The organism is Mesorhizobium sp. M1A.F.Ca.IN.022.06.1.1 (assembly GCF_003952605.1).
In the GTDB taxonomy this organism is placed as follows: Bacteria; Pseudomonadota; Alphaproteobacteria; order Rhizobiales; family Rhizobiaceae; genus Mesorhizobium.
Genome location: NZ_CP034455.1, coordinates 6,083,256 through 6,107,201, shown reverse-complemented (window position 1 = coordinate 6,107,201; position 23,946 = coordinate 6,083,256). Strand labels below are relative to the sequence as shown.

25 protein-coding genes and 1 pseudogene are annotated in these 23,946 nt (G+C 63.9%); 10 read left to right on the top strand and 16 right to left on the bottom strand.

Features of this window, described 5'->3' with window-relative positions:
- The first annotated feature begins 125 nt into the window (after positions 1–125).
- Together EJ078_RS29065 and EJ078_RS29060 are read left to right on the top strand one after the other, a co-directional pair.
- The gene (locus tag EJ078_RS29065) at positions 126–554 is read left to right on the top strand and encodes an HIT family protein (protein WP_127216022.1); all 429 of its coding nucleotides are present in this window, start codon (positions 126–128) and stop codon (positions 552–554) included.
- Between the two features lie 373 nt (positions 555–927).
- Positions 928–1,860 carry a phosphatase PAP2 family protein gene (locus tag EJ078_RS29060; protein WP_127216027.1) on the top strand — a complete coding sequence of 311 codons (933 nt, stop codon included), beginning with the start codon at positions 928–930 and terminating at the stop codon, positions 1,858–1,860.
- Positions 1,861–2,098: 238 nt separating this feature from the next.
- Here EJ078_RS29060 and clpA read toward each other — a convergent pair whose 3' ends face one another.
- Both clpA and clpS read right to left on the bottom strand, forming a co-directional pair.
- A complete protein-coding gene (gene clpA / locus EJ078_RS29055; RefSeq protein WP_066992605.1) occupies positions 2,099–4,564 on the bottom strand; it encodes an ATP-dependent Clp protease ATP-binding subunit ClpA in 2,466 nt (821 codons plus the stop codon).
- Between the two features lie 6 nt (positions 4,565–4,570).
- Positions 4,571–4,897 (bottom strand): ATP-dependent Clp protease adapter ClpS, encoded by a 327-nt coding sequence (gene clpS / locus EJ078_RS29050; protein WP_041000825.1) that lies wholly within the window; start codon positions 4,895–4,897, stop codon positions 4,571–4,573.
- An 89-nt stretch (positions 4,898–4,986) separates the two neighbouring features.
- Here clpS and EJ078_RS29045 point away from each other — a divergent pair, with 89 nt between their 5' ends.
- Positions 4,987–5,163 (top strand): hypothetical protein, encoded by a 177-nt coding sequence (locus EJ078_RS29045; RefSeq protein ID WP_156751000.1) that lies wholly within the window; start codon positions 4,987–4,989, stop codon positions 5,161–5,163.
- A 10-nt stretch (positions 5,164–5,173) separates the two neighbouring features.
- Here EJ078_RS29045 and EJ078_RS29040 read toward each other — a convergent pair whose 3' ends face one another.
- The gene (locus EJ078_RS29040) at positions 5,174–5,503 is read right to left on the bottom strand and encodes a phasin family protein (RefSeq protein ID WP_066992785.1); all 330 of its coding nucleotides are present in this window, start codon (positions 5,501–5,503) and stop codon (positions 5,174–5,176) included.
- Between the two features lie 287 nt (positions 5,504–5,790).
- Here EJ078_RS29040 and EJ078_RS29035 point away from each other — a divergent pair, with 287 nt between their 5' ends.
- Entirely contained in the window at positions 5,791–7,245 is a 1,455-nt protein-coding gene (locus EJ078_RS29035) for a D-alanyl-D-alanine carboxypeptidase (protein ID WP_127403704.1), read from the top strand.
- A gap of 41 nt (positions 7,246–7,286) precedes the next feature.
- On the opposite strand, the gene EJ078_RS29030 is transcribed toward EJ078_RS29035, so the two are convergent.
- The 3 genes from EJ078_RS29030 to EJ078_RS29020 all read right to left on the bottom strand — a co-directional run bounded on the left by EJ078_RS29030 (position 7,287) and on the right by EJ078_RS29020 (position 10,089).
- Positions 7,287–7,985, bottom strand: a complete 699-nt coding sequence (locus EJ078_RS29030) for a molecular chaperone DnaJ (protein ID WP_127403703.1) — start codon at positions 7,983–7,985, stop codon at positions 7,287–7,289.
- Positions 7,986–8,108: 123 nt separating this feature from the next.
- Entirely contained in the window at positions 8,109–8,546 is a 438-nt protein-coding gene (locus EJ078_RS29025; RefSeq protein WP_127403702.1) for a DUF1489 family protein, read from the bottom strand.
- Positions 8,547–8,685: 139 nt separating this feature from the next.
- Complete coding sequence (locus EJ078_RS29020; RefSeq protein WP_208720973.1) at positions 8,686–10,089, bottom strand: L-serine ammonia-lyase; 1,404 nt, start codon at positions 10,087–10,089, stop codon at positions 8,686–8,688.
- 168 nt (positions 10,090–10,257) lie between these two features.
- Here EJ078_RS29020 and EJ078_RS29015 point away from each other — a divergent pair, with 168 nt between their 5' ends.
- Entirely contained in the window at positions 10,258–10,977 is a 720-nt protein-coding gene (locus EJ078_RS29015) for a DUF599 domain-containing protein (RefSeq protein WP_095800776.1), read from the top strand.
- On the opposite strand, the gene EJ078_RS29010 is transcribed toward EJ078_RS29015, so the two are convergent.
- The 5 genes and pseudogenes from EJ078_RS29010 to EJ078_RS28990 all read right to left on the bottom strand — a co-directional run bounded on the left by EJ078_RS29010 (position 10,950) and on the right by EJ078_RS28990 (position 14,992).
- Entirely contained in the window at positions 10,950–11,747 is a 798-nt protein-coding gene (locus EJ078_RS29010) for a YdcF family protein (protein WP_128294538.1), read from the bottom strand. The genes EJ078_RS29015 and EJ078_RS29010 overlap by 28 nt on opposite strands.
- Positions 11,748–11,829: 82 nt before the next feature.
- The gene (locus EJ078_RS29005) at positions 11,830–13,395 is read right to left on the bottom strand and encodes an amidase family protein (RefSeq protein WP_127404107.1); all 1,566 of its coding nucleotides are present in this window, start codon (positions 13,393–13,395) and stop codon (positions 11,830–11,832) included.
- Entirely contained in the window at positions 13,395–13,853 is a 459-nt protein-coding gene (locus tag EJ078_RS29000) for a GNAT family N-acetyltransferase (RefSeq protein WP_127240654.1), read from the bottom strand. The genes EJ078_RS29005 and EJ078_RS29000 overlap by 1 nt, the downstream gene beginning before the upstream one ends.
- Before the next feature lie 7 nt (positions 13,854–13,860).
- On the bottom strand, positions 13,861–14,148 hold the full coding sequence (gene gatC / locus EJ078_RS28995; RefSeq protein ID WP_095800780.1) for an Asp-tRNA(Asn)/Glu-tRNA(Gln) amidotransferase subunit GatC: 288 nt from the start codon (positions 14,146–14,148) through the stop codon (positions 13,861–13,863).
- Positions 14,149–14,285: 137 nt separating this feature from the next.
- Positions 14,286–14,992 (bottom strand): annotated as a pseudogene (locus EJ078_RS28990) (metal-dependent hydrolase).
- A 107-nt stretch (positions 14,993–15,099) separates the two neighbouring features.
- Here EJ078_RS28990 and ruvX point away from each other — a divergent pair.
- The gene (gene ruvX / locus EJ078_RS28985; RefSeq protein ID WP_095780546.1) at positions 15,100–15,582 is read left to right on the top strand and encodes a Holliday junction resolvase RuvX; all 483 of its coding nucleotides are present in this window, start codon (positions 15,100–15,102) and stop codon (positions 15,580–15,582) included.
- Here ruvX and EJ078_RS28980 read toward each other — a convergent pair.
- The 3 genes from EJ078_RS28980 to EJ078_RS28970 all read right to left on the bottom strand — a co-directional run bounded on the left by EJ078_RS28980 (position 15,524) and on the right by EJ078_RS28970 (position 18,206).
- A complete protein-coding gene (locus EJ078_RS28980; RefSeq protein WP_066992578.1) occupies positions 15,524–15,865 on the bottom strand; it encodes a DUF6105 family protein in 342 nt (113 codons plus the stop codon). The two genes, ruvX and EJ078_RS28980, sit on opposite strands and share 59 nt — an antisense overlap.
- On the bottom strand, positions 15,865–16,425 hold the full coding sequence (locus EJ078_RS28975; protein WP_127404105.1) for a hypothetical protein: 561 nt from the start codon (positions 16,423–16,425) through the stop codon (positions 15,865–15,867). Before EJ078_RS28975 ends, EJ078_RS28980 begins: the two co-directional genes overlap by 1 nt.
- A 152-nt stretch (positions 16,426–16,577) precedes the next feature.
- Positions 16,578–18,206: a DNA alkylation response protein gene (locus EJ078_RS28970; RefSeq protein WP_127240658.1), complete on the bottom strand. Its 1,629-nt coding sequence runs from the start codon at positions 18,204–18,206 to the stop codon at positions 16,578–16,580.
- A 182-nt stretch (positions 18,207–18,388) separates the two neighbouring features.
- On the opposite strand from EJ078_RS28970, the gene EJ078_RS28965 reads away from it, so the two are divergent.
- The 4 genes from EJ078_RS28965 to dprA are packed head-to-tail and all read left to right on the top strand — an operon-like array spanning position 18,389 to position 22,398.
- Positions 18,389–19,354 carry an aspartate carbamoyltransferase catalytic subunit gene (locus EJ078_RS28965; protein WP_127404104.1) on the top strand — a complete coding sequence of 322 codons (966 nt, stop codon included), beginning with the start codon at positions 18,389–18,391 and terminating at the stop codon, positions 19,352–19,354.
- Positions 19,351–20,637: a dihydroorotase gene (locus EJ078_RS28960; protein WP_127404103.1), complete on the top strand. Its 1,287-nt coding sequence runs from the start codon at positions 19,351–19,353 to the stop codon at positions 20,635–20,637. The genes EJ078_RS28965 and EJ078_RS28960 overlap by 4 nt, the downstream gene beginning before the upstream one ends.
- A 55-nt stretch (positions 20,638–20,692) precedes the next feature.
- Positions 20,693–21,274: a glycerol-3-phosphate 1-O-acyltransferase PlsY gene (plsY, locus tag EJ078_RS28955; protein ID WP_067319814.1), complete on the top strand. Its 582-nt coding sequence runs from the start codon at positions 20,693–20,695 to the stop codon at positions 21,272–21,274.
- Complete coding sequence (gene dprA, locus EJ078_RS28950) at positions 21,271–22,398, top strand: DNA-processing protein DprA (RefSeq protein ID WP_127216301.1); 1,128 nt, start codon at positions 21,271–21,273, stop codon at positions 22,396–22,398. Before plsY ends, dprA begins: the two co-directional genes overlap by 4 nt.
- A 33-nt stretch (positions 22,399–22,431) precedes the next feature.
- Here dprA and EJ078_RS28945 read toward each other — a convergent pair whose 3' ends face one another.
- Positions 22,432–23,577 (bottom strand): hypothetical protein, encoded by a 1,146-nt coding sequence (locus tag EJ078_RS28945; RefSeq protein ID WP_127216302.1) that lies wholly within the window; start codon positions 23,575–23,577, stop codon positions 22,432–22,434.
- 100 nt (positions 23,578–23,677) lie between these two features.
- Positions 23,678–23,863, bottom strand: coding sequence for a hypothetical protein (locus tag EJ078_RS28940; RefSeq protein ID WP_066992556.1), 186 nt, complete (start codon positions 23,861–23,863; stop codon positions 23,678–23,680).
- Positions 23,864–23,946 lie beyond the last annotated feature (83 nt).

Here is a 23,946-nt window from a genome sequence, read left to right as displayed (position 1 = left end):
CCTGATGACCTTCCGCTCGAGCGGCGGCCGGCGCTCGACCGCGCTGCCGACAGATCGCTCAATCGTCTTGCCGCTCGGAAGCGGCTTCGCTACACCGGACGACGACCTAATCCGGAGTGCCCGCCATGGCCGAAGCCTACGATCCCGGCAACATCTTTGCGAAAATCCTGCGCGGCGAAATCCCCTCGCACCGCATCTATGAGGACGATGCGGTCGTAGCCTTCATGGATGTGATGCCGCAAGGGGTCGGCCATACGCTGGTGGTGCCGAAGGCGCCGTCGCGCAATATCCTCGACGCCGATCCGGCAACATTCGGTCCGCTGTTTGCCGTGGTGCAGCAGGTGGCGGTTGCCGTGAAAAAGGCCTTCAGCGCCGACGGCGTCACCTTGATGCAATTCAACGAGCCGGCCTCCGGGCAGACCGTCTACCATCTCCATGTCCACGTCATTCCGCGCTTCGACGGCGTGCCGCTGAAGCCTCATTCCGGGCAGATGGAAAAGCCGGAAGTGCTGGCCGAGAACGCCGGCAAGATCCGCGCGGCACTGGGGAACTAAAGCGCGCGGCTCCGTCGCCGTTGAAGGCCGGCTGACAGCCCCGCACTGACGATCCTATTTCGGTTTGCCGCGACAACCCCGGCGCGTTTTTCCCCGGCCGGCCGCGTGCGGCGCCGGATGCGACCGTTCGCACTCGAATCGTTTGGTTAGGAAATATCGAACCATCTCGCTGTAGAACGCTGAGGCGTAGCGAGCTATTGGGTTTCAATCCATGGACAATTCGGTTGCGGCGTCGACCCCCCTTGCGAGGATGGCTGGCGGACGGGCTTTTCTGATCGTCCTGGCACACGCCTTTCGACGGCACAGGATGCTCCATGCCTTGGCCGTCGGCGCTCTGCTTCTGGCAATAGCTATCGGCATGCGCACCGGAAACATGCCGGATTTCGGCATACTGAAGGAATACATTGAGTACCTTTTGATCGCTTTCTGGATCTGCGGTTGCGTCTTTGCACTTGGGATCTTTCTCCACCTTGCACTGGTCAAACGGGATCCCGAACCGCTCGGCACCTTCCTGAAATCGCTGGGCAGCTTTTTCGGCGACGCCGAACGCACGGCCAACAGCCTCAACGGCCTGACCGCCAGCATCGCCTTCGTATCCGCCGTCGGCGTTCTGAAAGGAGCCATCGCAATCCTCTCCCCTTTTGCATGGGACAAGGCGCTGGCCCACGCCGATCGGATCCTGCATTTCGGTAGAGCGCCGGACGAATGGCTGTGGTTTGTCGTCCAGTCGCCCTTTGCATTGAGGATGCTCAATCTCGCCTACAATTTCTGGTTCATCGTGCTCATCGCCACGGTTTTCACCGCCTGCATCACGCGCACAGATACGAAGCTGCGTCATCAGTTCCTGATGAGCTTCATGCTGATATGGACGCTTGGCGGCTTCTTCCTGGCGATGGGGCTGTCGTCGGCAGGGCCGTGCTTTTACGAGCGACTGGGACTCGGCGGTGACTTCCGTCCTCTCATGCAGGCACTCGCCGCCGCCGACCGCATCTATCCGATCTGGGCGCTTAGCACGCAGAACATGCTATGGAGCGGCTATACCGGCGCGACCGTCGGCAGCATCGGCATATCCGCTTTCCCGTCCATGCACGTGGCGATGGCGGTGCTTTTCTCCTTGTATGCAACGCAGCGCTCCCGGCCGGCCGGTATCCTGATGTGGGCATTCGCTGCTGTGATAATGGTCGGCTCAGTCGCGCTTGGCTGGCACTATGCCATCGACGGCTACGCGGGTGCCCTCTTGTCCATCATGATCTGGAAGGCGTGCGGATATTTCCTGACACGCTTCGCGCCGGACGGCGTTGCTTGACTCTGCAGCCAGCAAACATTTCACGGGGCGGCAATGCTCGACTTCCGGAGGGCCGCGCGCCATTCCGTATGGGTGATCTGGCCAGCCGTCACGTGCCGGTTCCTCCCAAGTCAAAAAGCCCCGTTGCCGGGGCTTTTTGACTTCAATGCATGTCGCCCAAAGGCGGGCGGCCGTTTTGGTAACAAGCACCTAGCGCGCGCCGCCTGAATCCGTTTCAGCGGGACGCGCTTCAGGTCGATCAGCCCTTGCGGGGCAGCTGCGGCACCAGGCTTCGCTTGCCGCCGTCCTTGCCCTTCGGCTCCGGCTTCTGCGCCACGGCCTTCTTGGCGGCAGGCTTCTTCGCCGCCGCCTTCCTCGGCTTCGGCGCGTCCTCCGGCTCTTCCTTCTTCGGCTTCACCGGAGCTTCATCGGCCAACGATTCGAGCTTCAGGCCGGTCTCGCCGGTTTCCTTCTTCTCGACGGTGACGCGCACCGTGCCACCCTTCTTCAGCTTGCCGAACAGCACCTCGTCGGCCAGCGGCTTCTTGATGTGCTCCTGAATGACGCGGCCGAGCGGACGCGCGCCCATGCGCTCGTCATAGCCCTTGTCGGCCAGCCAGGCGATCGCGTCCGGCGACAGGTCGAAGGTGACGCCCCGCTCGGAAAGTTGGGCCTCGAGCTGCATGACGAATTTCTGCACCACCTGATGGATCACCGGGATCGGCAGCGAGCCGAACGGAATGATCGCGTCGAGACGGTTGCGGAATTCGGGCGTGAACAGCCGGTTGATAGCCTCGACGTCGTCGCCCTCGCGCTTGGTCGAGCCGAAGCCGATCGCCGCGCGCTGAGCGTCCGATGCGCCCGCATTGGTCGTCATGATCAGGATGACGTTGCGGAAGTCGATCTGCTTGCCGTTGTGGTCGGTCAGCTTGCCATGGTCCATCACCTGCAACAGGATGTTGAACAGATCCGGATGCGCCTTCTCCACCTCGTCGAGCAACAGCACGCAATGGGGATGCTGGTCGACACCGTCGGTCAACAGTCCACCCTGGTCGAAGCCGACATAGCCGGGAGGTGCGCCGATCAGCCGCGAGACGGTGTGGCGTTCCATATATTCCGACATGTCGAAGCGGATCAGCTCGACGCCGAGCGAGGCCGCAAGCTGCTTGGCCACTTCCGTCTTGCCGACGCCGGTCGGCCCTGAGAAAAGGTAGGAGCCGATCGGCTTCTCCGGCTCGCGCAGGCCCGCCCGCGCCAGCTTGATCGCCGACGTCAGCGCGGTGATTGCGGTATCCTGACCGTAGACGACGCGCTTCAGCTCGACATCGAGACCCTGCAGCACCTTCTCGTCGTCCGCCGAAACCGTCTTCGGCGGGATGCGCGCCATGGTGGCGATCGTCGCCTCGATTTCCTTGATGCCGATCGTCTTCTTGCGCTTGGCCTCAGGCACCAGCATCTGCGAGGCGCCGGTCTCGTCGATCACGTCGATCGCCTTGTCCGGCAGCTTGCGGTCGCTGATGTAGCGGGCCGACAACTCCACCGAAGCCTTGATCGCTTCGCTCGTGTAGCGGACCTTGTGGAACTCCTCGAAATAGGGCTTCAGGCCCTTCATGATCTCGATGGCGTCCTCGATGGTCGGCTCGTTGACGTCGATCTTCTGGAAGCGCCGCACCAGCGCGCGGTCCTTCTCGAAGAACTGGCGGAACTCCTTGTACGTTGTCGAGCCGATGCAGCGGATCGCGCCGGACGACAGCGCCGGCTTCAACAGGTTCGAGGCATCCATGGCGCCGCCAGACGTGGCCCCTGCCCCGATCACGGTGTGGATCTCGTCGATGAACAGCACCGCGCCCGGATAGTCCTCGAGCTCCTTGACGACCTGCTTCAGCCGCTCCTCGAAGTCGCCGCGATAGCGCGTGCCGGCCAACAGAGTGCCCATGTCGAGCGCGAAGATGGTGGCGTCCTGCAGCACCTCGGGCACGTCGCCTTCGACGATGCGCTTGGCAAGGCCCTCGGCGATCGCCGTCTTGCCGACGCCTGGGTCGCCGACATAGAGCGGGTTGTTCTTGGAGCGGCGGCACAGCACCTGGATGGTGCGATTGATCTCGCTCTCGCGACCGATCAGCGGATCGATCTTGCCGGCCTTGGCCTTGTTGTTGAGGTTGATGCAGTAGGCCGTCAGCGCGTCCTGCGGCTTCTTCTTGCCGCCGTCTTCCTGCGGCTCGGCGCCGTTCTGACCGCCCTGCTCATCGTCGGCGCCGCGCGGCGTGCGCGACTCCGAAGCGCCGGGGCGCTTGGCGATGCCGTGCGAGATGTAGTTGACCGCGTCGTAGCGGGTCATCTGCTGTTCCTGCAGGAAATAGGCCGCATGGCTTTCGCGCTCGGCAAAGATTGCGACGAGCACATTGGCCCCGGACACCTCCTCGCGGCCGGACGACTGCACATGGATGACGGCGCGCTGGATGACGCGCTGGAACCCGGCGGTCGGTTTCGAATCCTCGTCGTAACCGGTGACGAGATTGTCAAGCTCGGTGTCGATATAGGTCAGAACGGTGTGCTTGAGCTCGTCGAGATCGACATTGCAGGCGCGCATCACCGCGGCCGCCTCGGTGTCGTCGATGAGCGCCAGCAGCAGGTGTTCGAGCGTTGCATATTCATGATGCCGCTCGTTGGCGAACGTCAGCGCCTGATGTAGCGCCTTTTCCAGGCCTTGGGAGAAAGCCGGCATGTTACCTCACTTCTTCTCCATCACGCATTGCAGCGGATGCTGATTCTGTCGGGCGAAATCCATGACCTGAGACACTTTGGTCTCGGCCACCTCGAATGTGTAGACCCCGCACTCGCCCACTCCATGATTATGAACATGCAGCATGATGCGTGTGGCGGCCTCGCGGTCCTTCTGAAAAAAACGCTCCAGGACGTGGACCACGAACTCCATGGGAGTGTAGTCGTCGTTAAGGATGAGGACCCTGTAGAGGCTGGGCTTTTTTGTCTTGGTTTTGGTGCGCGTGATGACCGCCGTGCCGCGACCGGGATCGTTGCGGTCGCCGTCACCTTGCATTCGCACCACGCCTGCCGTGGCAGTCAAACCGATCGTCACGTAGTCCTGCCTTTTCGAATCCTCATGCGAGTTCAACATGTAGGTCTTCGATGGCCGATTTTAAGCCCTTCTGTTTAGCTGACAATATGGCTAGGTACGCAAACTTCAGCGAATTTCTCAATCGTGAATGCGGCAAGGCGCGGGTGGTTGCGGCGGCGCATGAAAAAACCCGGCCGCGCTTCCGCGACCGGGTTGTTTTTGCGGGCCGGCTAGCCTGCCCGATGTGATCGGACGAAATTACTTCGCCTTGGCGACGACCGATTCGAACGGCTTGTAGGCTTCCTTGGCGAGCTCGGCATAGAGATTGCCGATCTTGCTGGCCTCGGCCACGAAGCTCTCGTAGCTCTGCTTGGCGTAGTCGGTCTGGATCTCGATGGCCTTCTCGATCGACTTGGCCGAGAACAGCTTCTCGAAGGCGGCGCTGCCGGCCTCGAAGCTCTTCTTGGTGTATTCGCCGGCTTCGGTCGCGATCGCCTGCGCACCCTTGGTGAGCGAGGCAAAGCTCTTCAGCCCGGTGTCGGCAAACTCCTTGCCGTATTTCGCGAAGTCCTCATAGGTCTGGGTCATTTCATGCCTTCCCTTGGTTGAAACGCCCATTTAGCCCCGGGCGCCCTTGTGCAATGCACTGGAATATATTGTGCGCTGCACAAAAGTCAAGATTGCCTTGAGCCGCAAGGGCTCCGCGCGACAGCGACCGCTAAAGTTCGAATAAACAGAGGCTCAAATCGCCAGAAATGGTGAACGCGGCGGTTACCATAAACGGATTGGTAACGCTGACCGCGATAGCTTGGCCGGAAGTGAGGCAGGCACCCCTCTGCCGCCTCCGGGGCAACGAAAATTCAGGGTAAGTAACGGTGCGTCAGGCGTTGTCGGGCTTCGTCTCCAAATCTTCATTCTCCTTCAAGGCGATCATGATTGCCGCGCTCGCGGTGACGATTGTCACCGCCGATGTCGCCTCCGCGATGGCGGCAAAGTCTGCCGCGATTGTCGTCGACGCCAAGACCGGAAGGGTGCTTTATTCGGCCGACGCCAACGGCCGGCGCTATCCGGCTTCGCTCACCAAGATGATGACGCTCTACCTCACCTTCGAGGCCTTGGCGAAGGGCAGGATCGGCAAGAACACGCCGGTGCCGTTCTCGGCCCATGCCGCGTCCGAGCCGCCGACCAAGCTCGGCGTGCGCGCCGGCGGGTCGGTGCCGGTCGAGACCGCGATCCTGTCGATGGTGACGAAGTCGGCGAACGACTCGGCGACCGCGCTGGGCGAGTTGCTCGGCGGCAGCGAAGACAATTTTGCCCGCATGATGACGGCCAAGGCACGCCAGCTTGGCATGAACGGCACTGTCTTCCGCAATGCCAATGGCCTGCCCGATCCGGGCCAGTTCACCACGGCGCACGACATGGCGATGCTCGGCATCGCGCTCCGCGAGCACTTCCCGCAATATTACGGCTATTTCTCGCAGCGCTCGTTCCTCTATGGCCGCCAGCGCATCAACGGCCATAATCGCCTGCTCGGCCGCATCAAGGGTGTCGACGGCATCAAAACCGGCTACACGCGCGCTTCCGGCTACAACCTGGTCTCCTCAGTCGCCGATGGCGATCGCCGCCTCGTCGCAGTGGTGATGGGCGGCGCTTCCGGCCGCAGCCGCGACAACCAGATGGCTTCACTGATCAACACCTATTTGCCGCGCGCCTCGACCCGCGGCGGCGGCAACCTGATCGCCAAGGCGGGCGGCGGCAATCCGATCAAGGCTCTGGCCAAGGTCCTCCTGCCCAAGCATGACGCGCCGACTCCGGACGAAAAACCGGCTGTCGACGACACCGAAGTCGCGTCAGCCGATGACAGCGCGCCGGTCGCTGAGGAAACCAAGCCGGTGATCCAGGTCAGGAAGGTGAAGACGGTTGCGGTGGCCGCCATGGCTCCGGCACCCGCGCCCCAAGAAACCACCTCAGAGACCGAAACCGCATCACAGCCCGAAGCCACGTCCCAGACGGTTGCCGCTTACGCCGAGCCGGCCGCAGCCGCCGCCCCGGCCATCGATCCGGTCAAGACGGCCTCGCTGCCGTCGGGATGGGTGGTGCAGGTCGCGTCCTCGCCGACGCAATCGGGGGCTCAGGCGCTTCTCGACAAGACGACCAAGCAGGCGCCGAAGGTGCTGGCCGACGCATCGGGCTTCACGATCGCGTTCGACAAGGGCGGCGTCACCTACTACCGCGCCCGCTTCGGCGGTTTCGGCTCGAAGGACGCAGCCTGGAAAGCTTGCGACGCCCTGAAGCGAAAGAAGATCGAGTGCTACGCCGTCCAGCAATAGGCGGCTTTTGAACCTCCCGGGAAGTTCCGCGTCGAAGGAGACTAGTCGTGATTGGAGAGCAAGACGTCCTTGGCTTCATTGATCCGCGCCGCCAGGACAGACGTGCCGCCGACATCGGCGTTCAGGCGCTGCATCAGGCGGCGGTGCGCCTTGCGGATATCCGCCGCGGCAGCCCCCGCTTCAAGACCAAGGATCTTGTAGGCCTCCTCCTTAGTCATGGCGCCCGCACCTGGCGCAACACCCAGCCCTTCGCCACTGTCCGGCTGCGCGTCCTTGCGCCAGACGGGAAAACGGCCGTCAAGATACGTCTCTAGCAGTTGGCGGCTCTCCGGGTCCGGCCGTAGCTCGACATGGAGTTGCTGCAGCTCGGCGATCTCCAAGGCGCTCAGCATTCTCCCCTCATAGTGGCCGGCGAGAACAAGGCCTTCGAGCTTGCCGCTGTCGTGGTCGAGCTCCATTTCGAGAGCCGCGGTGCGCACGGTTGAGCGTTTGGCCGCGACAAGTTTCGGTGGCGGTCGCCTCGCCCGCATCCAGGCATACCAGCCTGCCGCAGCAATCATCAGCAGACCGCCAAAGCTGCTGCGGCCGACCACGAGCATCGTCGCGCCGATCAGGCCCAACAGCGCGGGCCCAAGCGTTCTGAGACTGTCCGCCATCCTCGCTGCGTCGGCACGCACAAAGATTGTCGCGGCGCCGAAGAGCACCAGGAGCACGGCTGCCAATGCGATGATCACGCCCATCAGTTTGCACCGCCATCCAAATGATTGTGCATCGAAATCAAGATGTGGCGCAGGGGCGTTGCTTGCAAGCCCCACGCCGGGCCGCTCGAAGGGCCAGCAAGCGGAAGATGAGGACCTGCAGTCCTACAGCAGGCCGAGTTCCGCAAGCTCCAGGCGCAGTTTCGGCGGCATCTCGGCCAATGCGGCCCTGCCCTTGCCGAGATCGGCCGGCGTATCGGAGGGCTTAAGATAACGCCAGCCCTGGAAGGCGCGGCGCGGCTGCCAGTCGGTGCGCACCACTTCGGGATCGAGCACGAGATGGCAGCGGCCGATGCCTTCGCCGTCGACGAAAGGCCGGATCTCCGTGATCAGCTGCCGGCATTGGACGTTGCCCTTGATCACCCAGTAGAGCGAGCCGCCATCGGTGATCTCCCCACCGCGCGTCGGCACCATGCGCGTGGTGTGCCAGTGCTCGGCCGGCTCGCCGGCGCGGCACCGCTCGTCGAGACGGAAGGCGATCCACTCTTCCAGGTCCTCGACGCTGTCGCAGCCGACGCAGAGTTTGACGAGATTCAGAGACATGCCCGCAATCTAGCGACAGCGCCGGAGGCATTCAACGCCAAGCGGGATTATGCACAGGCCGACTGCAGCCAAATCATGAGGCCAGCGTGGCCGTTTCGATCGCTTCGGCAAACCAAGCCCGCCGGTGGAAAGGGCAAGGTCAGCACTCGACCACGTTGACAGCGAGTCCGCCGAGGCTGGTTTCCTTGTATTTCTCGTTCATGTCGAGACCGGTCTGGCGCATGGTCTCGATCGCAGCATCCAGCGGCACGAAATGCGTCCCGTCGCCCTTGATGGCGAGCGAGGCGGCTGTCACCGCCTTGACCGCGCCCAGCGCATTGCGCTCGATGCAGGGCACCTGCACCAGGCCGCCGACCGGATCGCAGGTCATGCCGAGGTGGTGCTCGAGCGCGATTTCGGCGGCGTTCTCGACCTGCTCCGGAGTGCCTCCGATGACGGCGCAAAGCCCGGCCGCCGCCATTGCCGAAGCGGATCCCACTTCGCCCTGGCAGCCGACCTCGGCGCCCGAGATCGAAGCGTTTGACTTGATGATGCCGCCGACGGCGGCGGCCGTCAGCAAGAAGTCGCGGATGCTCGGCTGGTCAGCTTCGGGATGGAAATGCAGCCAGTAGCGCAGCACTGCCGGCAGCGTGCCGGCGGCACCGTTGGTCGGCGCAGTGACCACGCGCCCGCCGGCGGCGTTCTCCTCGTTCACCGCCATGGCATAGATCGACAGCCAGTCATTGGCGAGCAAGGGGTTGGGCCGGTTCTGCTGCCACTGTTCCTGCAGCTTGTCATGCAATTGGCGTGCGCGGCGCCGCACCTTCAGTCCGCCCGGCATGATGCCGTCCTGCGACAGCCCGCGGTCGATGCAGCCCTTCATGGCGCTCCAGATCGCGTCGAGGCCGGCGTCCAGCTCCTCGCGCGACATGTGCGTTTCCTCGTTGGACCGCTTCATTTCGGCAATCGAAAGCCCGCTCTTGGCCGCCATCGCCAGCATCTCGACGGCGTTCTTGAAGGGATAAGGCACCTTCTTGCCTTCCGTCGTCACCGAGCCCTTGGACTTCATGCGCTGCAACTCTTCCTCGGAAACGACGAAGCCGCCGCCGATCGAATAATAGATGCGCTTGAGCAGCAGCCGGTCGGACGCATCGTAGGCATAGAAGGCCATGCCGTTGGCGTGACCGGTCAGCGGCGTCTTGCGGTCGAGCACCAGATCCTTGGCCGGGTCGAAGCGGTAGGCCGGATGCCCAGGCGGCGAAATCCGTTTCTCCGTTCCGATGCGGGCAACGATGCTATCCGCCTCATCCGGATCGACCGTCTGCGGCATCTCGCCGGCCAGTCCGAGGATGACGGCGCGGTCCGAGCCATGGCCGATGCCGGTATAAGCGAGCGAGCCGTGCAGGCTGGCGCCGATCCGATCGACCTTGACGCCGGCCGGGCGCGGCCAGTCGTCGGCGAGGATCTCGTCGAGGAAACGGCGGGCAGCCGTCATCGGCCCCATCGTATGCGAGCTCGATGGACCGATGCCGATCTTGAACAGGTCGAAAACCGAAAGGAACACGCGCCGCTGTCTCCTGGAGGCCGCTCAAAACTTACATATAGGAATTCTCGCGATGTTTCCGCTGTTTTGCATGTCGCGGCGCGGCGTCAGCCGACCTTGTTTGCTCCGGCAGCGACATGTACCGCTTGCTTCCGCCGTCGAAGCGCCCGGCCTGTGGTAAAAGAACGTATGGGCGATTCCCTTCATCTTTCGGCGACAGACCTGGCCGCTCTGGCCTTTTTCCTGGTCGTCTGGGTGCTGCATACGCTGGCCTCCGACGGCAAGCTCGTTAGCCGCGTGTCGCTGACCACGGCCATGAACGCTCAGCGCGAAGCCTGGATGCGCAACATGGCCGAGCGCGAGGTGCGCATAGTCGACACCGCCATCATGTCCGGGCTGCAGCAAGGCACCGCCTTCTTTGCCTCGAGCTCTCTGATCGCGCTCGGCGGCTGCTTTGCCCTTCTCGGCGCTTCCGACCGGGTTCTAACCATAATGGCTGACCTGCCGTTGGCCTCCGCATCCTCCCGCGAAGCCTTCCAGACCAAGATGTTCGGCCTGGTGCTGATCCTCGCCTTCGCCTTCTTCAAATTCGGCTGGGCCTACCGGCTGTTCAACTACTGCTCGATCCTGATCGGTGCCGTGCCGGTCCCGCATGGCGAGGCCTCGCGCAATCCGGTCAGCGGGGCGGCGGTGTGGCGGGCCACCCGCATGAACGTGCTTGCCGGCAAGCATTTCAATTCCGGCCTGCGCGCCGTCTTCTTCTCGATCGGCTATCTCGGCTCGTTCGTCGGCCCGACGGTGTTCGTGCTGTCGACGCTGGTGCTGCTTGCCGTGCTTGTGCGGCGCCAGTTCTTCTCGGCCGCGCGCCAGGCAGTGCTCGGTCAGCCGCCCGGCGCAGGGAAAGGTTGATCGATGCGGCCCGACAGCCAATAGGCGGAGAGCCCGATCCATTCGCGGATCGCCATGGTGGTCGCCTGCAGCGAATCGGCCGGATTGTCGCGGAACAGACCGATGCCTTCCTTGCCTGAGGTCCGGTAATCGACCGGCCAAGGGACGGTTGGAAAACCGGCCTTGTCGAACAGCGCCTTGGCGCGCGGCATATGGAAGGCAGACGTCACCAGCAGCCATGTCTCGCCCGGTTTCGGCTCGACCAGCCTGCGGGTGAAGACTGCATTTTCGTGCGTGTTGCGGGACTTGTTCTCAAGAATCAGGCGATCGGGCGCGACCCCCAGCGCGCCAAGCAGGCGCGGCGCGGTGTCGGCATCGCCCTCGCCGTCCAGGAAAAGCTCGCCATTGCCGCCGGAGACGACCACTTTCGCTTGCGGAAAACGCCTAGCGAGGATCGCCGTCTCGACCATGCGATCGCCGCCGCTGTTCAGTTCATAGCCGCCGCGCGCCAGATTGATCGCGCCCTCGAAACCGCCGCCGAGCACGACGATGCCGTCGGCCTTGTCCGGCAGCGGCGGCTTGGGAAAGCGTTCCTCCAGCGGATTGAGCATCATTGCGCCAAGCGAGGTCCAGGTCGAAAGCGCGAGGATCAGGAAGGCGAGCACGCTGCCGGTGCCGGCCAGCCGAGGGCGGCGGAAGAGCGCCGCCAGCAGACCGGCGAGCAGCAGGAAGATCGCCAAATTGAGCGGCTGGACGAGAAACCAGAGGATCTTGGAAAGATAATAGAACATCCCTCACCCCATTACGGCGCCGCGCGTCCGTTTGGACGCGCAAAGAACGCCACAACGCTAACGGACTAGATGAGGGACAACGCTACCACCACTTGTCCGGCTGGAACCTGCCCGCGGCCTGTTCGATGACGTGGGCGGTCTGGAACAGCGTTTCCTCGTCGAACGGCCTGCCGATGAGCTGCAGGCCGAGCGGCAGGCCTTTGCCGTCAAGGCCGGCGGGCACCGATATCCCCGGCAGCCCGGCCATGTTCACCGTCACGGTGAAGATGTCGTTGAGATACATTTTCACCGGATCGGCGTTCATGTCCTCGTCGGCGACGCCGAAGGCAGCCGACGGTGTGGCCGGGGTCAGGATGACGTCGACACCGGCAGCAAAGACGGTCTCGAAATCGCGCTTGATCAGCGTGCGCACCTTCTGCGCCTGCAGGTAGTAGGCGTCGTAGTAACCCGCGGAAAGCACGTAGGTGCCGATCATGATGCGGCGCTTAACCTCGCGGCCGAAGCCGGCGGCGCGCGTCTTCTCATACATGTCGACGATGTCCTTGCTGGGCACGCGCAACCCGTAGCGCACGCCGTCATAGCGGGCGAGGTTGGACGAGGCCTCGGCCGGCGCCACGATGTAGTAGGCCGGCAGCGCGTATTTGGTGTGCGGCAAAGAGATATCGACGATCTCCGCCCCGGCATCCTTCAGCCAGGCAATGCCTTTCTGCCAGAGCGCCTCGATATCCTCGGGCATGCCGTCGACGCGGTACTCCTTCGGAATGCCGACCTTCATGCCCTTGATCGGCTTGCCGATCACCGCCTCGTAGTCCGGCACCGGCCGGTCGACCGACGTCGTGTCCTTCGGGTCGGAGGAGGCCATCGACTTCAACAGGATCGCGGCGTCGCGCACATCGCGCGCGATCGGACCGGCCTGGTCGAGCGAGGACGCGAAGGCGACGACGCCCCAGCGTGAGCAGCGGCCATAGGTCGGCTTGATGCCGACGGTGCCGGTGAAGGCTGCCGGCTGGCGGATCGAGCCGCCGGTGTCGGTCGCGGTGGCGCCGGCGCAGAGGAAGGCGGCGACCGCGGAAGCCGATCCGCCGGAGGAGCCGCCCGGCACCAGCTGGGCGTTATCCAACGTACGCGCGGTCTTCGCGCCGCCGGCCGAGACAAACCCGCCGTCGCCCTGATGCGTCGTCGGCGTCATCACCGTGTCGAGGCGCGAGCGCCGCCAAGGATTGATAACCGGGCCGTAATAGGAGGTCTCGTTGGAGGAGCCCATGGCGAACTCGTCCATGTTGAGCTTGCCGAGCATAACGGCGCCGTCGGCCCACAGATTGGATGTGACGGTCGATTCGTAGCGCGGTTGGAAACCGTCGAGCACATGGCTGCAGGCCTGGGTGTGGACGCCTTCGGTGGCGAACAGATCCTTGATGCCGAGCGGAATTCCTTCGAGCGCCCCGCCCTCGCCCTTGCCGAGCTTCGCGTCGGAAACCTTGGCCATCTCGCGCGCCTTGTCGCCGGTCACCGCGACATAGGCATTGAGCACCGGATTGGCGCGCTCGATCGCCGAGAGATAGGCTTCGGTGATCTCGGCAGCCGAAATCTCCTTGCCGCGCAGCTTGGCGCGGGCCTCGGAAATGGTGAGATGTGTGAGGTCGCTCATCAGGCAAGGCTCTTTTCGTAAAACACCGACCATTCCGAGTCGGGATATTCCAGCACCGGGCCGCAACGCGAAAACCCGGCGCGTTCGTAGACGGCCCAGGCGGCAGGGTGGCGATCGCCGGTCTCCAGAACCAGGCGCTTCAGGCCTTCCTGCCGCGCCAGACCCTCGATCCGCGCAACGATTTGGGCACCGATCTTCTGGCCGCGATGCGTGGGCCGCGTGTACATGCGCTTGACCTCGCCGACCGCGTCCGCATGACGCTTCAGCGCGCCGCAGCCGACCGCAAGGCCAGCGTCGCGGGCGACGAACACGGTCGTGTCGTGGCCAGCCATCTGCTCGACGGTGAGGTGATAGCAATGTTCCGGCGGCGTCAGTTCGAGCAGCGCGGTGTTGAGTTCTGCGACCAGCGCGCGCACGTCGTCCTGCAAGGGCGTCTCGACGCCGATTTCGACGGCCATCCTGCCCTTACTCCACAACCTTGGGAACGAGGAAGAAATTCTCTTCCATGGCCGGCGCGTTGGCGACGATGTCGACCGCTTTGTTGCCGTCGGTGATCATATCCTGCCGCTTCTTCATCTCCATCGGCGTGACCGAAGTCATCGGTTCGACGCCGGAGACGTCCACCTCGTTCAACTGCTCGACGAAGCCAAGGATGGCGTTCAGCTCGCCTGTCATGCGCTCGGCATCCTGCTCGCTCACGGCAATGCGGGCAAGGTGCGCGACGCGCTTCACGGTCTGAAGATCAACGGACATGTCTATTTGCCTCGGGAAAACCAGTGCGGGCTATAGCGGCGCCGCGCTTGCGGCGCAACATAGATCATGCCGCCGACCGGGATGCGGTGCTTCGGGCGCCGCTCTAGGTAGTGTACCCTACTACATAGGGCGAACGCCTAGATCGTGATCGCCTTGCCGATCTCGGGCAGCGCCACCTTGACGCCGGATCCCTCCATGCCGGCGACGAATTTGTCGGCGGTCTGGTCGATCATCGGGAAGGTGCCGAAATGGCAGGGAACGACCGTATCGAAGCGGAAAAAGCGGCGGCAGGCTAGGGCAGCCACCGCGCCGCCATGGTGAAGCGATCGCCGACCGGCACGATGCCGATCTTCGGTTCATGCAATTCGTTGATCAGCCCCATATCGGAAAAGATGTCGGTGTCGCCCATGTGGTAGAGCGTCTTGTCCTCCGGGAAATGCAGCACGAGCCCGCCCGGATTGCCGAGATAGGTGTTGGTACCGTCTTGTCCGCCGAACGAAGAGGAGTGCAAAGCCTGGACGAAAGTGGCGGTGAAGGGACCGCAATCGACCGTACCGCCGATATTGCCGGGATTAATCTTCTTATCGCTGACGCCCTGGCCGACGAGATACATGCAGATCTCGAAATTGGCGACCAGCATGGCGCCGCTCTTGTTCAGTACCTCGGCGGCTCCGCTGATATGATCGCTGTGGCCATGGGTCAGAAGAACATGCGTCACCCCTTCGGCTGGATTTTCCCAGCCGCCCGTCCATGACGGATTGCCGACCAGATACGGGTCTATGAGGATGTTGGCGTCCTTGGTCTCGATGCGGAATGCCGAATGTCCATACCAGGTCAGTTTCATGAAGGGATTCCTCGATTTTCTCGTTGCCAAAGGATAGAACGCCGAAAGCAAATTGAAAGTCCCGCGGCCGATCAAAAAGGCGCGCGGCGACTAACCAGGACGAGCCGTTGGGCATCATAAGCATTGAGGAATTGCCGGCACTTCTCGCGGGCGGCCGCACGCTCGCCGGGCTTGATCTGGGCGACAAGACGATCGGCGTGGCGGTATCGGACCGAAGCCTGTCCTTTGCCCATCCGCGCCCGGTCATCCTGCGCAAGAAGTTTTCGCTCGATGCCGCCCAGTTGCTGGCTCAGCTCGAGAAGGACAATGTCGGCGCGATCGTGCTCGGCCTTCCCGTCAACATGGACGGATCGGAAGGTCCGCGCGCCCAGAAGTCCCGCGCCTTCGCGCGCAACATGGCCGCCTTGTCCGACCTGCCCTTCGTGCTATGGGACGAGCGGCTGTCGACGGTCGCGGCGGAACGGACGCTGATCGAGATGGATTTCTCGCGCAAGAAGCGCGCCGGCAAGATCGATTCGGCGGCGGCGGCCTTTATTCTGCAGGGAGCGTTGGACCGACTCCAGTCGCTCGGCCGAGCTGATCGGGGCTGACAGGGCCTTCCCGGCGCCGCCTGATCCATTCGGCGATTTGGCGCCGGCGGCGGAATGCCACCAGTCCGAGCAGCAGGAAACTGTCGAACACGCAGGCCCGCGCCACCATACCGGGGATGATCCCCGGATCGACGCCGAGCATCTGGCCGTAAAGCTGGAAGACCAGGTCGTGCAATTGGCGGCTGAGCATCACGTAGCCGAAATTGATGTCGTTGAGAGACAGGAAGAACCAGCCCCAGAACAGGACCAGCGGAGCCGCCCAGAATGCGAACAAGGCGCGCATCAGCGGCGACCTCCGGGTCTGGTTTCCGGCCGGCTGGAGATGCGGGACAGGAGCGAGCTGTGCGCGACGCCCGCTGCCATGCGATGGGAAACCAGGGGGGCTTCGCCTTCATGCAAGGTCATCGCGGCGAGAGCCGAGCGTCGCTCGGCGAGCACCGCGACATAAGAGGCGAGCAGCGCCGTCATCTGGATGGCGACGACCATGAACAGCCCGTTGATGCCTTGCGCGGCGCCGCCGACGAGAATCACCGAAAGCAGGAAGGAGGCGCAGATGAAGGCTATCCGCACCACCGTATCGCCCGCATCCGGCCTTGTCGCGATGTTGAGCAGCGTCTCGACGAAGGCCCAGCAGAACAGCAGCGCGACGATCAGCAGAGCGACCGCGAGCGGCGCCACGACGAGAGCATGATCGAGATCCGGGAAACGGCTTCTTTGCAGCGAGACGCCAAGCACGCCGAGCGCCGACGCGATGCCGCGATTGCCATCCATGCAGATGTAGGCCAGCAGGGCGAAGACAACCGCCCAATGCAAGGCCAGAAATGATGTCAAAACGTGCCGCATGCGCTTCCTGCCTGGGAGCACGGGATCGTCATGGTTAACATTTCCCTACTCCGGTGGACAGAGTGGGCTCCGCGAAGCCTCCCCGCAACGGAAACCATTCGTTAAGGTTAACGGCAATCCACAGGCCGGCGATCGAACGCCTTTCAGGCCGCTCAATTCAGCGGCGGGTAAAGCGTGTCGATGATCATGCGCGCGTCATGGCGCGAATCGAGCATGCCGTAGGTGGTGCGCCATTGGCCGCCGAGTCTTGTTTCGACGAAGGCGTCGGCGATCCGCCCTGCCCCCAGCCGGCGCAGCTCCGCCGCCGCCGCCGAAAGCGCCAGCTGTTCGGTCAGCAGGCGAGCAGAGCCCTGGTCGGTCGAAGCCACCTGCATGGCCGCATTGAGCACGCTGATGGTGCCCCGCCCGCCGGCGCCGAGGTCGCGGTCGATGCCGGCCAGCACCTCCTCGAACAGGCCTGGCGCGCGGCCAAGCACACGCAGCACGTCGAGCGCCATGACGTTGCCGGAGCCTTCCCAGATCGCGTTGACCGGAGCCTCACGGTAATAGCGAGCAAGCGGCGCTTCCTCCACATAGCCGTTGCCGCCGAGGCACTCCATCGCCTCGTAAAGCAAGGCCGGTGCGATCTTGCATACCCAGTATTTGACCACCGGCGTCATGGCGCGTGCAAAGGCCGCCTCGCCGCGATCGCTCGCCGCCTCGTCGAAGGAACGCGCCAGCCGGAACGACAGCGCCGTCGCGGCGGCAACGTCGAGCGCCATGTCGGCAAGGACCCGCTGCATCAGCGGTTGATCGACCAGACTGGTGCCGAACACCTGGCGATGGCGCACGTGGTGGACGGCTTCGGCCAGCCCGGCGCGCATGAGCGCTGACGAAGCGACGGCGCAGTCGAGCCTGGTCAGCGTGACCATGTCCATGATCGTCTTGATCCCGGCGCCCGGCTCGCCGACCATCTCGCCGATGGCATTGGCGAACTCGACCTCCGACGAGGCGTTGGAGCGGTTGCCGAGCTTGTCCTTCAGGCGCTGGAAACGGAAGCCATTGCCCGAGCCGTCGCCCAGAATGCGCGGAACCAGGAAGCATGAAAGCCCTTCCGGCACCTGGCCGAGCACGAGAAAGGCGTCGGACATCGGCGCCGACATGAACCATTTATGCCCGGTCAGCCGATAGAAGCCGTTTCCCGCGCGCTCGGCCTTTGTGACATTGGCGCGCACGTCGGTGCCGCCCTGTTTCTCGGTCATACCCATGCCGAGGGTAAGCCCGGTCTTTTGCACCGGCGGCTTCTGGCTCTGGTCGTATTTGCGCGTTGTCACGCGCGGCGCCCATTCGCGGAACAGCTTTGGGCTCGCCATCAGCGCCGCCAGCGAAGCGCTGGTCATGGTGATGGGGCAAAGATGTCCGGTCTCGAGCTCCGCGGTCAGGTAGAAGCGCGCCGCCCTCACCTGATGCCGGCGGCCGATCTCGGCATCGCCGTTTTCCCAAACCGAGGAATGCAGGCCGCCGGCAACCGAGCGTCGCATGAGCGCGTGATAAGCGGGATGAAACTCGACCAGATCGACGCGTCGGCCCTGGCGGTCATGCGTCCTGAGCTTCGGTGTGTCGGTGTTGGCGAGCCGGGCAAGTTCCTGTGCTTCCTGCGTCATGACGAACCTGCCGAGCCCGTCCAGATCCTTGCGGACGGAATCGGAAAAACGCTCGGCAAGCTGGATGAGCAACGGATCGCCCCGCCATGCGTTGCCGCCCGTCAGTGGCGGCGGCTGGTTGATCACCTCGTCGGTCACGCCCAATCCTTCAGTTGGCAGAGAGGTCCTTACCATCTCAAGGCCGCGGTCGCGAATCCGAAGCCATCGGGCCTTATAGCCAAGCAATGCAAGGCGCGCGACGAAAATACCGGGGAGAACGCGCGCAATCCAAAGCTGGCGCTTGCGGCTGGCCGGACCGCACCCTATAGCAGCGCCTTGAGATGACCGACGCTTCGTCCCTGCCGCTGTTCCCTCACCGCCATCTTCTAGGCATCCGCGATCTTTCCCCCGCTGATATCGAGCTGTTGCTCGATCGCGCCGACCGGGCCGTCTCGATCTCGCGGCAATCTGAAAAGAAGACCTCGACGCTGCGCGGCCGGACACAAATCAACCTCTTCTACGAGGCCTCGACCCGCACGCAATCGTCCTTCGAGCTCGCCGGAAAACGGCTCGGGGCCGACGTCATGAACATGTCGGTGGCGAGCTCTTCGGTGAAGAAGGGCGAGACCCTGATCGACACCGCCATGACGCTCAACGCCATGCGTCCGGATATCCTGATCATCCGCCATCAGTCGGCGGGCGCGGCAGCGCTTCTGGCGCAAAAGGTCGGCTGCTCGGTGGTCAACGCCGGCGACGGCGCGCATGAGCACCCGACGCAGGCGCTGCTCGACGCGCTGACCATACGCCGCGCCAAGGGACCGCTGTCGAAGCTGATCGTGGCGATCTGCGGCGACATTCTGCATTCGCGCGTCGCCCGCTCCAACATCATGCTCTTGAACGCGCTCGGCGCGCAGGTGCGGGTGGTCGCACCCTCCACGCTGCTGCCCGCGGGCATCGACAGGATGGGCGTGATCGTGTCGCGCTCGATGGCGGAAGGACTGAAGGGCGCCGACGTCGTGATGATGCTGCGCCTGCAGCGCGAGCGCATGGAAGGCGCCTTCGTGCCGTCGATCCGCGAATATTTCCGCTATTTCGGCCTCGACGCCGAGAAGCTGAAAGCGGCCAAGGAGGATGCGCTGGTCATGCATCCCGGGCCGATGAACCGCGGCGTCGAGATCGCCTCGGAGATCGCCGACGGGCCGCAGAGCGTCATCCAGGAACAGGTCGAGATGGGCGTAGCCGTGCGCATGGCGGTTATGCAAGCGCTGTTAGACCCGCGTCGCAACCAGGAGGGACGCGGCGCATGAGCGTGACGGTCTTCAACAAGGCCCGCATCGTCGACCCCTCGCGCGGTGTCGACGAGATCGGTGCGGTAATCGTCGACGGCCGCCGGATCGTCGCCGCCGGCAAGGCGGCGCTGAACCAGGGCGCGCCCGAAGGCGCTGTCGTCATCGACTGCGCCGGCAAGACGATTATTCCGGGTCTCATCGATGCCCGCGTCTTCATCGGCGAACCCGGCGGTGAGCACCGCGAGACCATCGCCTCGGCAAGCGTCGCTGCGGCAGCCGGCGGCGTCACCTCCATCGTCATGATGCCTGACACCAATCCGGTGATCGACAATGTGGCGCTGGTCGAATTCGTGCTGCGCACGGCAAGGGACACCGCAAGCGTCAACATCTTCCCAGCGGCGGCAATCACCAAGGGTCTCGACGGCCGCGAGATGACCGAGCTCGGCCTGCTGCGCGAAGCCGGCGCCGTGGCCTTCACCGATGGTCGACACACGATCGCCAACGCCATGGTCATGCGCCGCGCGCTGACTTATGCCCGCGATTTCGGTGGCGTGATCGCGCATGAAACCCAGGACGCCGACCTTGCCTCGGCCGGCGTGATGAACGAGGGCCTTTATGCGAGCTGGCTCGGCCTTTCCGGCATCCCGCGCGAGGCCGAGCTCATCCCGCTGGAGCGGGACCTGGCGCTGGCGCGGCTGACCGGCGGCGCCTATCACGCCGCCAAGATCTCGACTGCGATGGCGGTTGGCGCGGTGAGCCGGGCAAAGGCCGACGGCGCCAATGTCACGGCGGGCGTCGCCATCCACAATCTGTCGCTCAATGAGAACGATGTCGGCGAATACCGCACCTTCTTCCGGCTCACCCCGCCCTTGCGCGCCGAGGACGACCGGATGGCGATGGTCGAGGCGATCAAGGACGGCACGATCGATCTCATCGTCTCCTCGCACGACCCGCAGGATGTCGATACCAAGCGACTGCCTTTCGCGGATGCCGCCGCCGGGGCGATCGGGCTGGAGACGCTGCTTGGCGCAACACTTCGGCTCTACCACAATGGCGATGTGCCGCTGCTCAGGCTGGTTGAGACCCTGTCCACCGCGCCGGCAAGACTGTTCGGCCTGCCCGGCGGCACGCTGAAGCCGGGTGCCGCGGCCGATCTTGCGCTGGTCGATCTTGACGAGCCCTGGATCGTCAGCGAGAGCGGCCTGCACTCGCGGTCGAAGAACACCTGTTTCGAAGGCGCGCGCCTTCAGGGCAAAGTCTTGCAAACCATGGTAGCGGGCCGCACAGTGTTTTCGGCCTGAACATCAATCGACCAAAGCCGGAAGCAGCTGGATCGGCTGAAATAGGTGGGGGACAATGGGTTACGGGCTCGCACTGATCTTCGGATACCTGCTCGGCTCGATCCCGTTCGGGCTTTTGATTACCCGCGCGGCCGGTCTCGGCGATGTCCGCCAGATCGGTTCAGGCAACATCGGCGCGACCAATGTGCTGCGCACCGGCAACAAGGGGCTCGCCGCTGCGACGCTGCTGCTCGATGCGCTGAAGGGCACCGCGGCAGTGCTGATCGCCGGACATTTCTCGCCGGACTTCGGACTGCTCGCCGGCTTCGGCGCTTTCCTCGGCCATCTCTTTCCGGTCTGGCTAGGATTCAAGGGCGGCAAGGGCGTCGCCACCTACCTCGGCGTGCTGCTCGGGCTTGCCTGGCAGGGCATGGTTGTCTTCGCCGTTGTCTGGCTCGCCATGGCCTTCCTGTTCCGCTACTCCTCGCTCGCGGCGCTCGCGGCGACGGTGGTCGTGCCGATCGCGCTTTACTTCATCAGCACGCCTCAGATCGCCGGCCTGTTCGCGCTGATGAGCCTGATCGTCTTCGTCAAGCACCGCGCCAACATCTCGCGGCTGCTCGCCGGCACCGAGGGCAAGATCGGGGCGAAGGGGTGAGTGCTCCGGTCGCCGGCCCGCGCCTTAGCGAGCGGCAGAGGCTTGCCTGGCTTCGCCTGATCCGCACGCCGAACGTCGGCCCTGCCTCTTTTCGCGAGCTGATCAACCGCTTCGGCTCGGCCGAAGCCGCGCTCGAAATGCTGCCCGAGCTGATGATCTCGGGCGGCGCCAACCGCATCGCTCGCATTCCCTCCGCCGGCGAAGCCGAGGCGGAGTTGGAAGCGGCCCGGCGCGCCGGCGCCCGCTTCGTCGGCATCGGCGAAGCAGACTATCCCGCTTTGCTGAAGACCCTGGACAACCCGCCGCCACTGTTGGCGGTGAAGGGCGAAGGCGCGGTGTTCCGTCTCCCTGCGGTGGCGATCGTCGGCGCCCGCAACGCCTCGCTCGCCGGCATCAAGATGGCGAGATTGCTGGCGGCCGACCTCGGTCGCGACGGCTACGCCATCGTCTCCGGCCTCGCACGCGGCATCGACACCGCGGCGCATCAGGGGAGCCTTTCGACCGGCACGGTCGGAGTGCTGGCCGGCGGCCTCGATGTGCCCTACCCGCCGGAAAATGCCGGTCTGTGCGACGACATCGCCGAGCGCGGCGGCGCCATCGTTTCGGAAATGCCCTTCGGCTGGCAGCCGCGAGCGCAGGATTTCCCGCGCCGCAATCGCCTCGTCGCCGGCATGGCGCTCGGGCTCGTCGTGGTCGAAGCCGCACAGCGCTCCGGCTCGCTGATCAGCGCCAGGCTGGCCGGCGAGATGGGCCGACTGGTCTTTGCGGTTCCGGGCTCGCCGCTCGACCCGCGTGCCGCCGGCAGTAATGCGCTGCTCAAGGACGGCGCCACGCTCGTCACCGAAGCGGCCGACATTCTGGGCGCGCTGGCACCGCTGGCTGGCACCCGCCCGCCAAGGACCATGCCGCTCGCCGAGGCGCCCGACTTGTCGGCAATGCCGCCGCCCGGCGACGACGAACGCGCCGACGTGCTGGAAGCGCTCGGCCCGACGCCGATCGCGGTCGACGAGATCATCCGCCACACAGGCTTGAGCGCCGCGCAGATCGCCATGGTGCTGTTGGAGCTCGACCTCGCCGGACGCCTCGAGCGCCATGCCGGCGGGAACGTGTCGCTGGTGGCGTGAACCCGGCTGCTGCTCCGACCTGCGGCTTCAGCGTTAGCGGAACAAATATTTGGACACTTCAGGATTGCCGCGGCGCCACATCACGTTGTCCAGAAAATAGTGGTGCACGTTGATGAAGATCAGCACGATGAAGAAGAACAGCGAGGACCCGAGGACTTGCTTGTCGTAGGGGATCAAGGCGGTCATCGCCATCGGCATAAGCCAGAAGCCGAGATATCCGAGCGCACCACCCCCGACGATGAATCCCAGAACTCTAAGCCTGTAGAGAGGTCCGAGAAAGGACAGTACCTTCGGTTGCGGATTTTGTGCGGCATCCGCGACGTCGCGCTCGACGTTCGTCTGGTAGCGCCAGACCACGGCCAGATACTGCAGCGAGTGGAGCGCCGGCACCACTAGCAGCCAGAGCGGGTTTATCCTCGCAATCAGGATCCACAGATAGAGCGACGCGACATAGGCTACGATGCCGTTATACGGCAGCGCATGACCATTTCTGTGCCAGCGGTTGATCAGCATCAGAACCGTGGCCGCCGTCGAGACGACGGCCGCTAGCAGGGCAATGTTGGTTATCCAGGAAGGGACCGCGAATGTGTAATATTCCAGGCCGTAATATTTCCCTTGGGTCACCGCCGTGTTCGTCTGGAGCCATGCCAGGATCCACACGACATAGCTGTTGACCAGCAGCACCTTCTTGTCACGATTGTCGAAGAATTTACGCTTCAGGACGGCGTCGACCATCAGCATGCCGTAGCCTTGCTTGACGTAGTGCCAACCGACGAAGAAGAACATGGCGTTGGCTGCGTATCCCAGCAGCTGAGTGTCCGCCCTTGCCGCGCCATATGCAAAGAACGCGGCCATGATCAGGGGGACGACGATGCCCGCGAAAATGTAGCGAAGCTGCAGGCTCTTCTCGTATCCGCTGCCCCTCACCTTGCGCCCGAAATTGCGATAGAAAATCTGGTACGAGTGGGCGAAGTGGGGGTAGTTGACCAGATATGCCACGACGACCATGGTTGCAGCGACGAGGCCTTCATATTCGAGCGGCACCAGGAACAGGATGGGCAGGATCAGAAACGCGCTGCCGCCGAGCATGAGGAAATCGGCGACCGGGCCAAATAGATATTTGCCAGGCAGCGTCGCCGCTTTAGCGGCTGAAGCATCCACCGAAAGGTCAAGTGCCATGGTCGAGCTCTCCTTCGGGAAGGATCGAGCTTAGCCGCCACCCCGCCTGGCGACAAGATTGGGGTGCCGCTCCAGCCTTTGCCGACGTGTCGATCCCCAGTTAGATGGAAAACTGAACGCGTTTCGGCGACTGCAGCTCGCGCCCCATCTTTGCCGCCTGAAAGATCGTCAGCAAGACCAGGATCGGCTCACCGTCTGTCGGATTGACGGTCAGGGCCACGCGGCCGAGTTCGTCACTCATGGCGCAAGTCCAGTCTTTGACGGCAATCACCTTCTTCTCGGGCAATTTATCCTCCCCTTGGGCCGCCATCCTGACGCTACCTGCCCGGTTGCACGGAACCAGGCATGGCGCGGCCGGCCCACACCGGA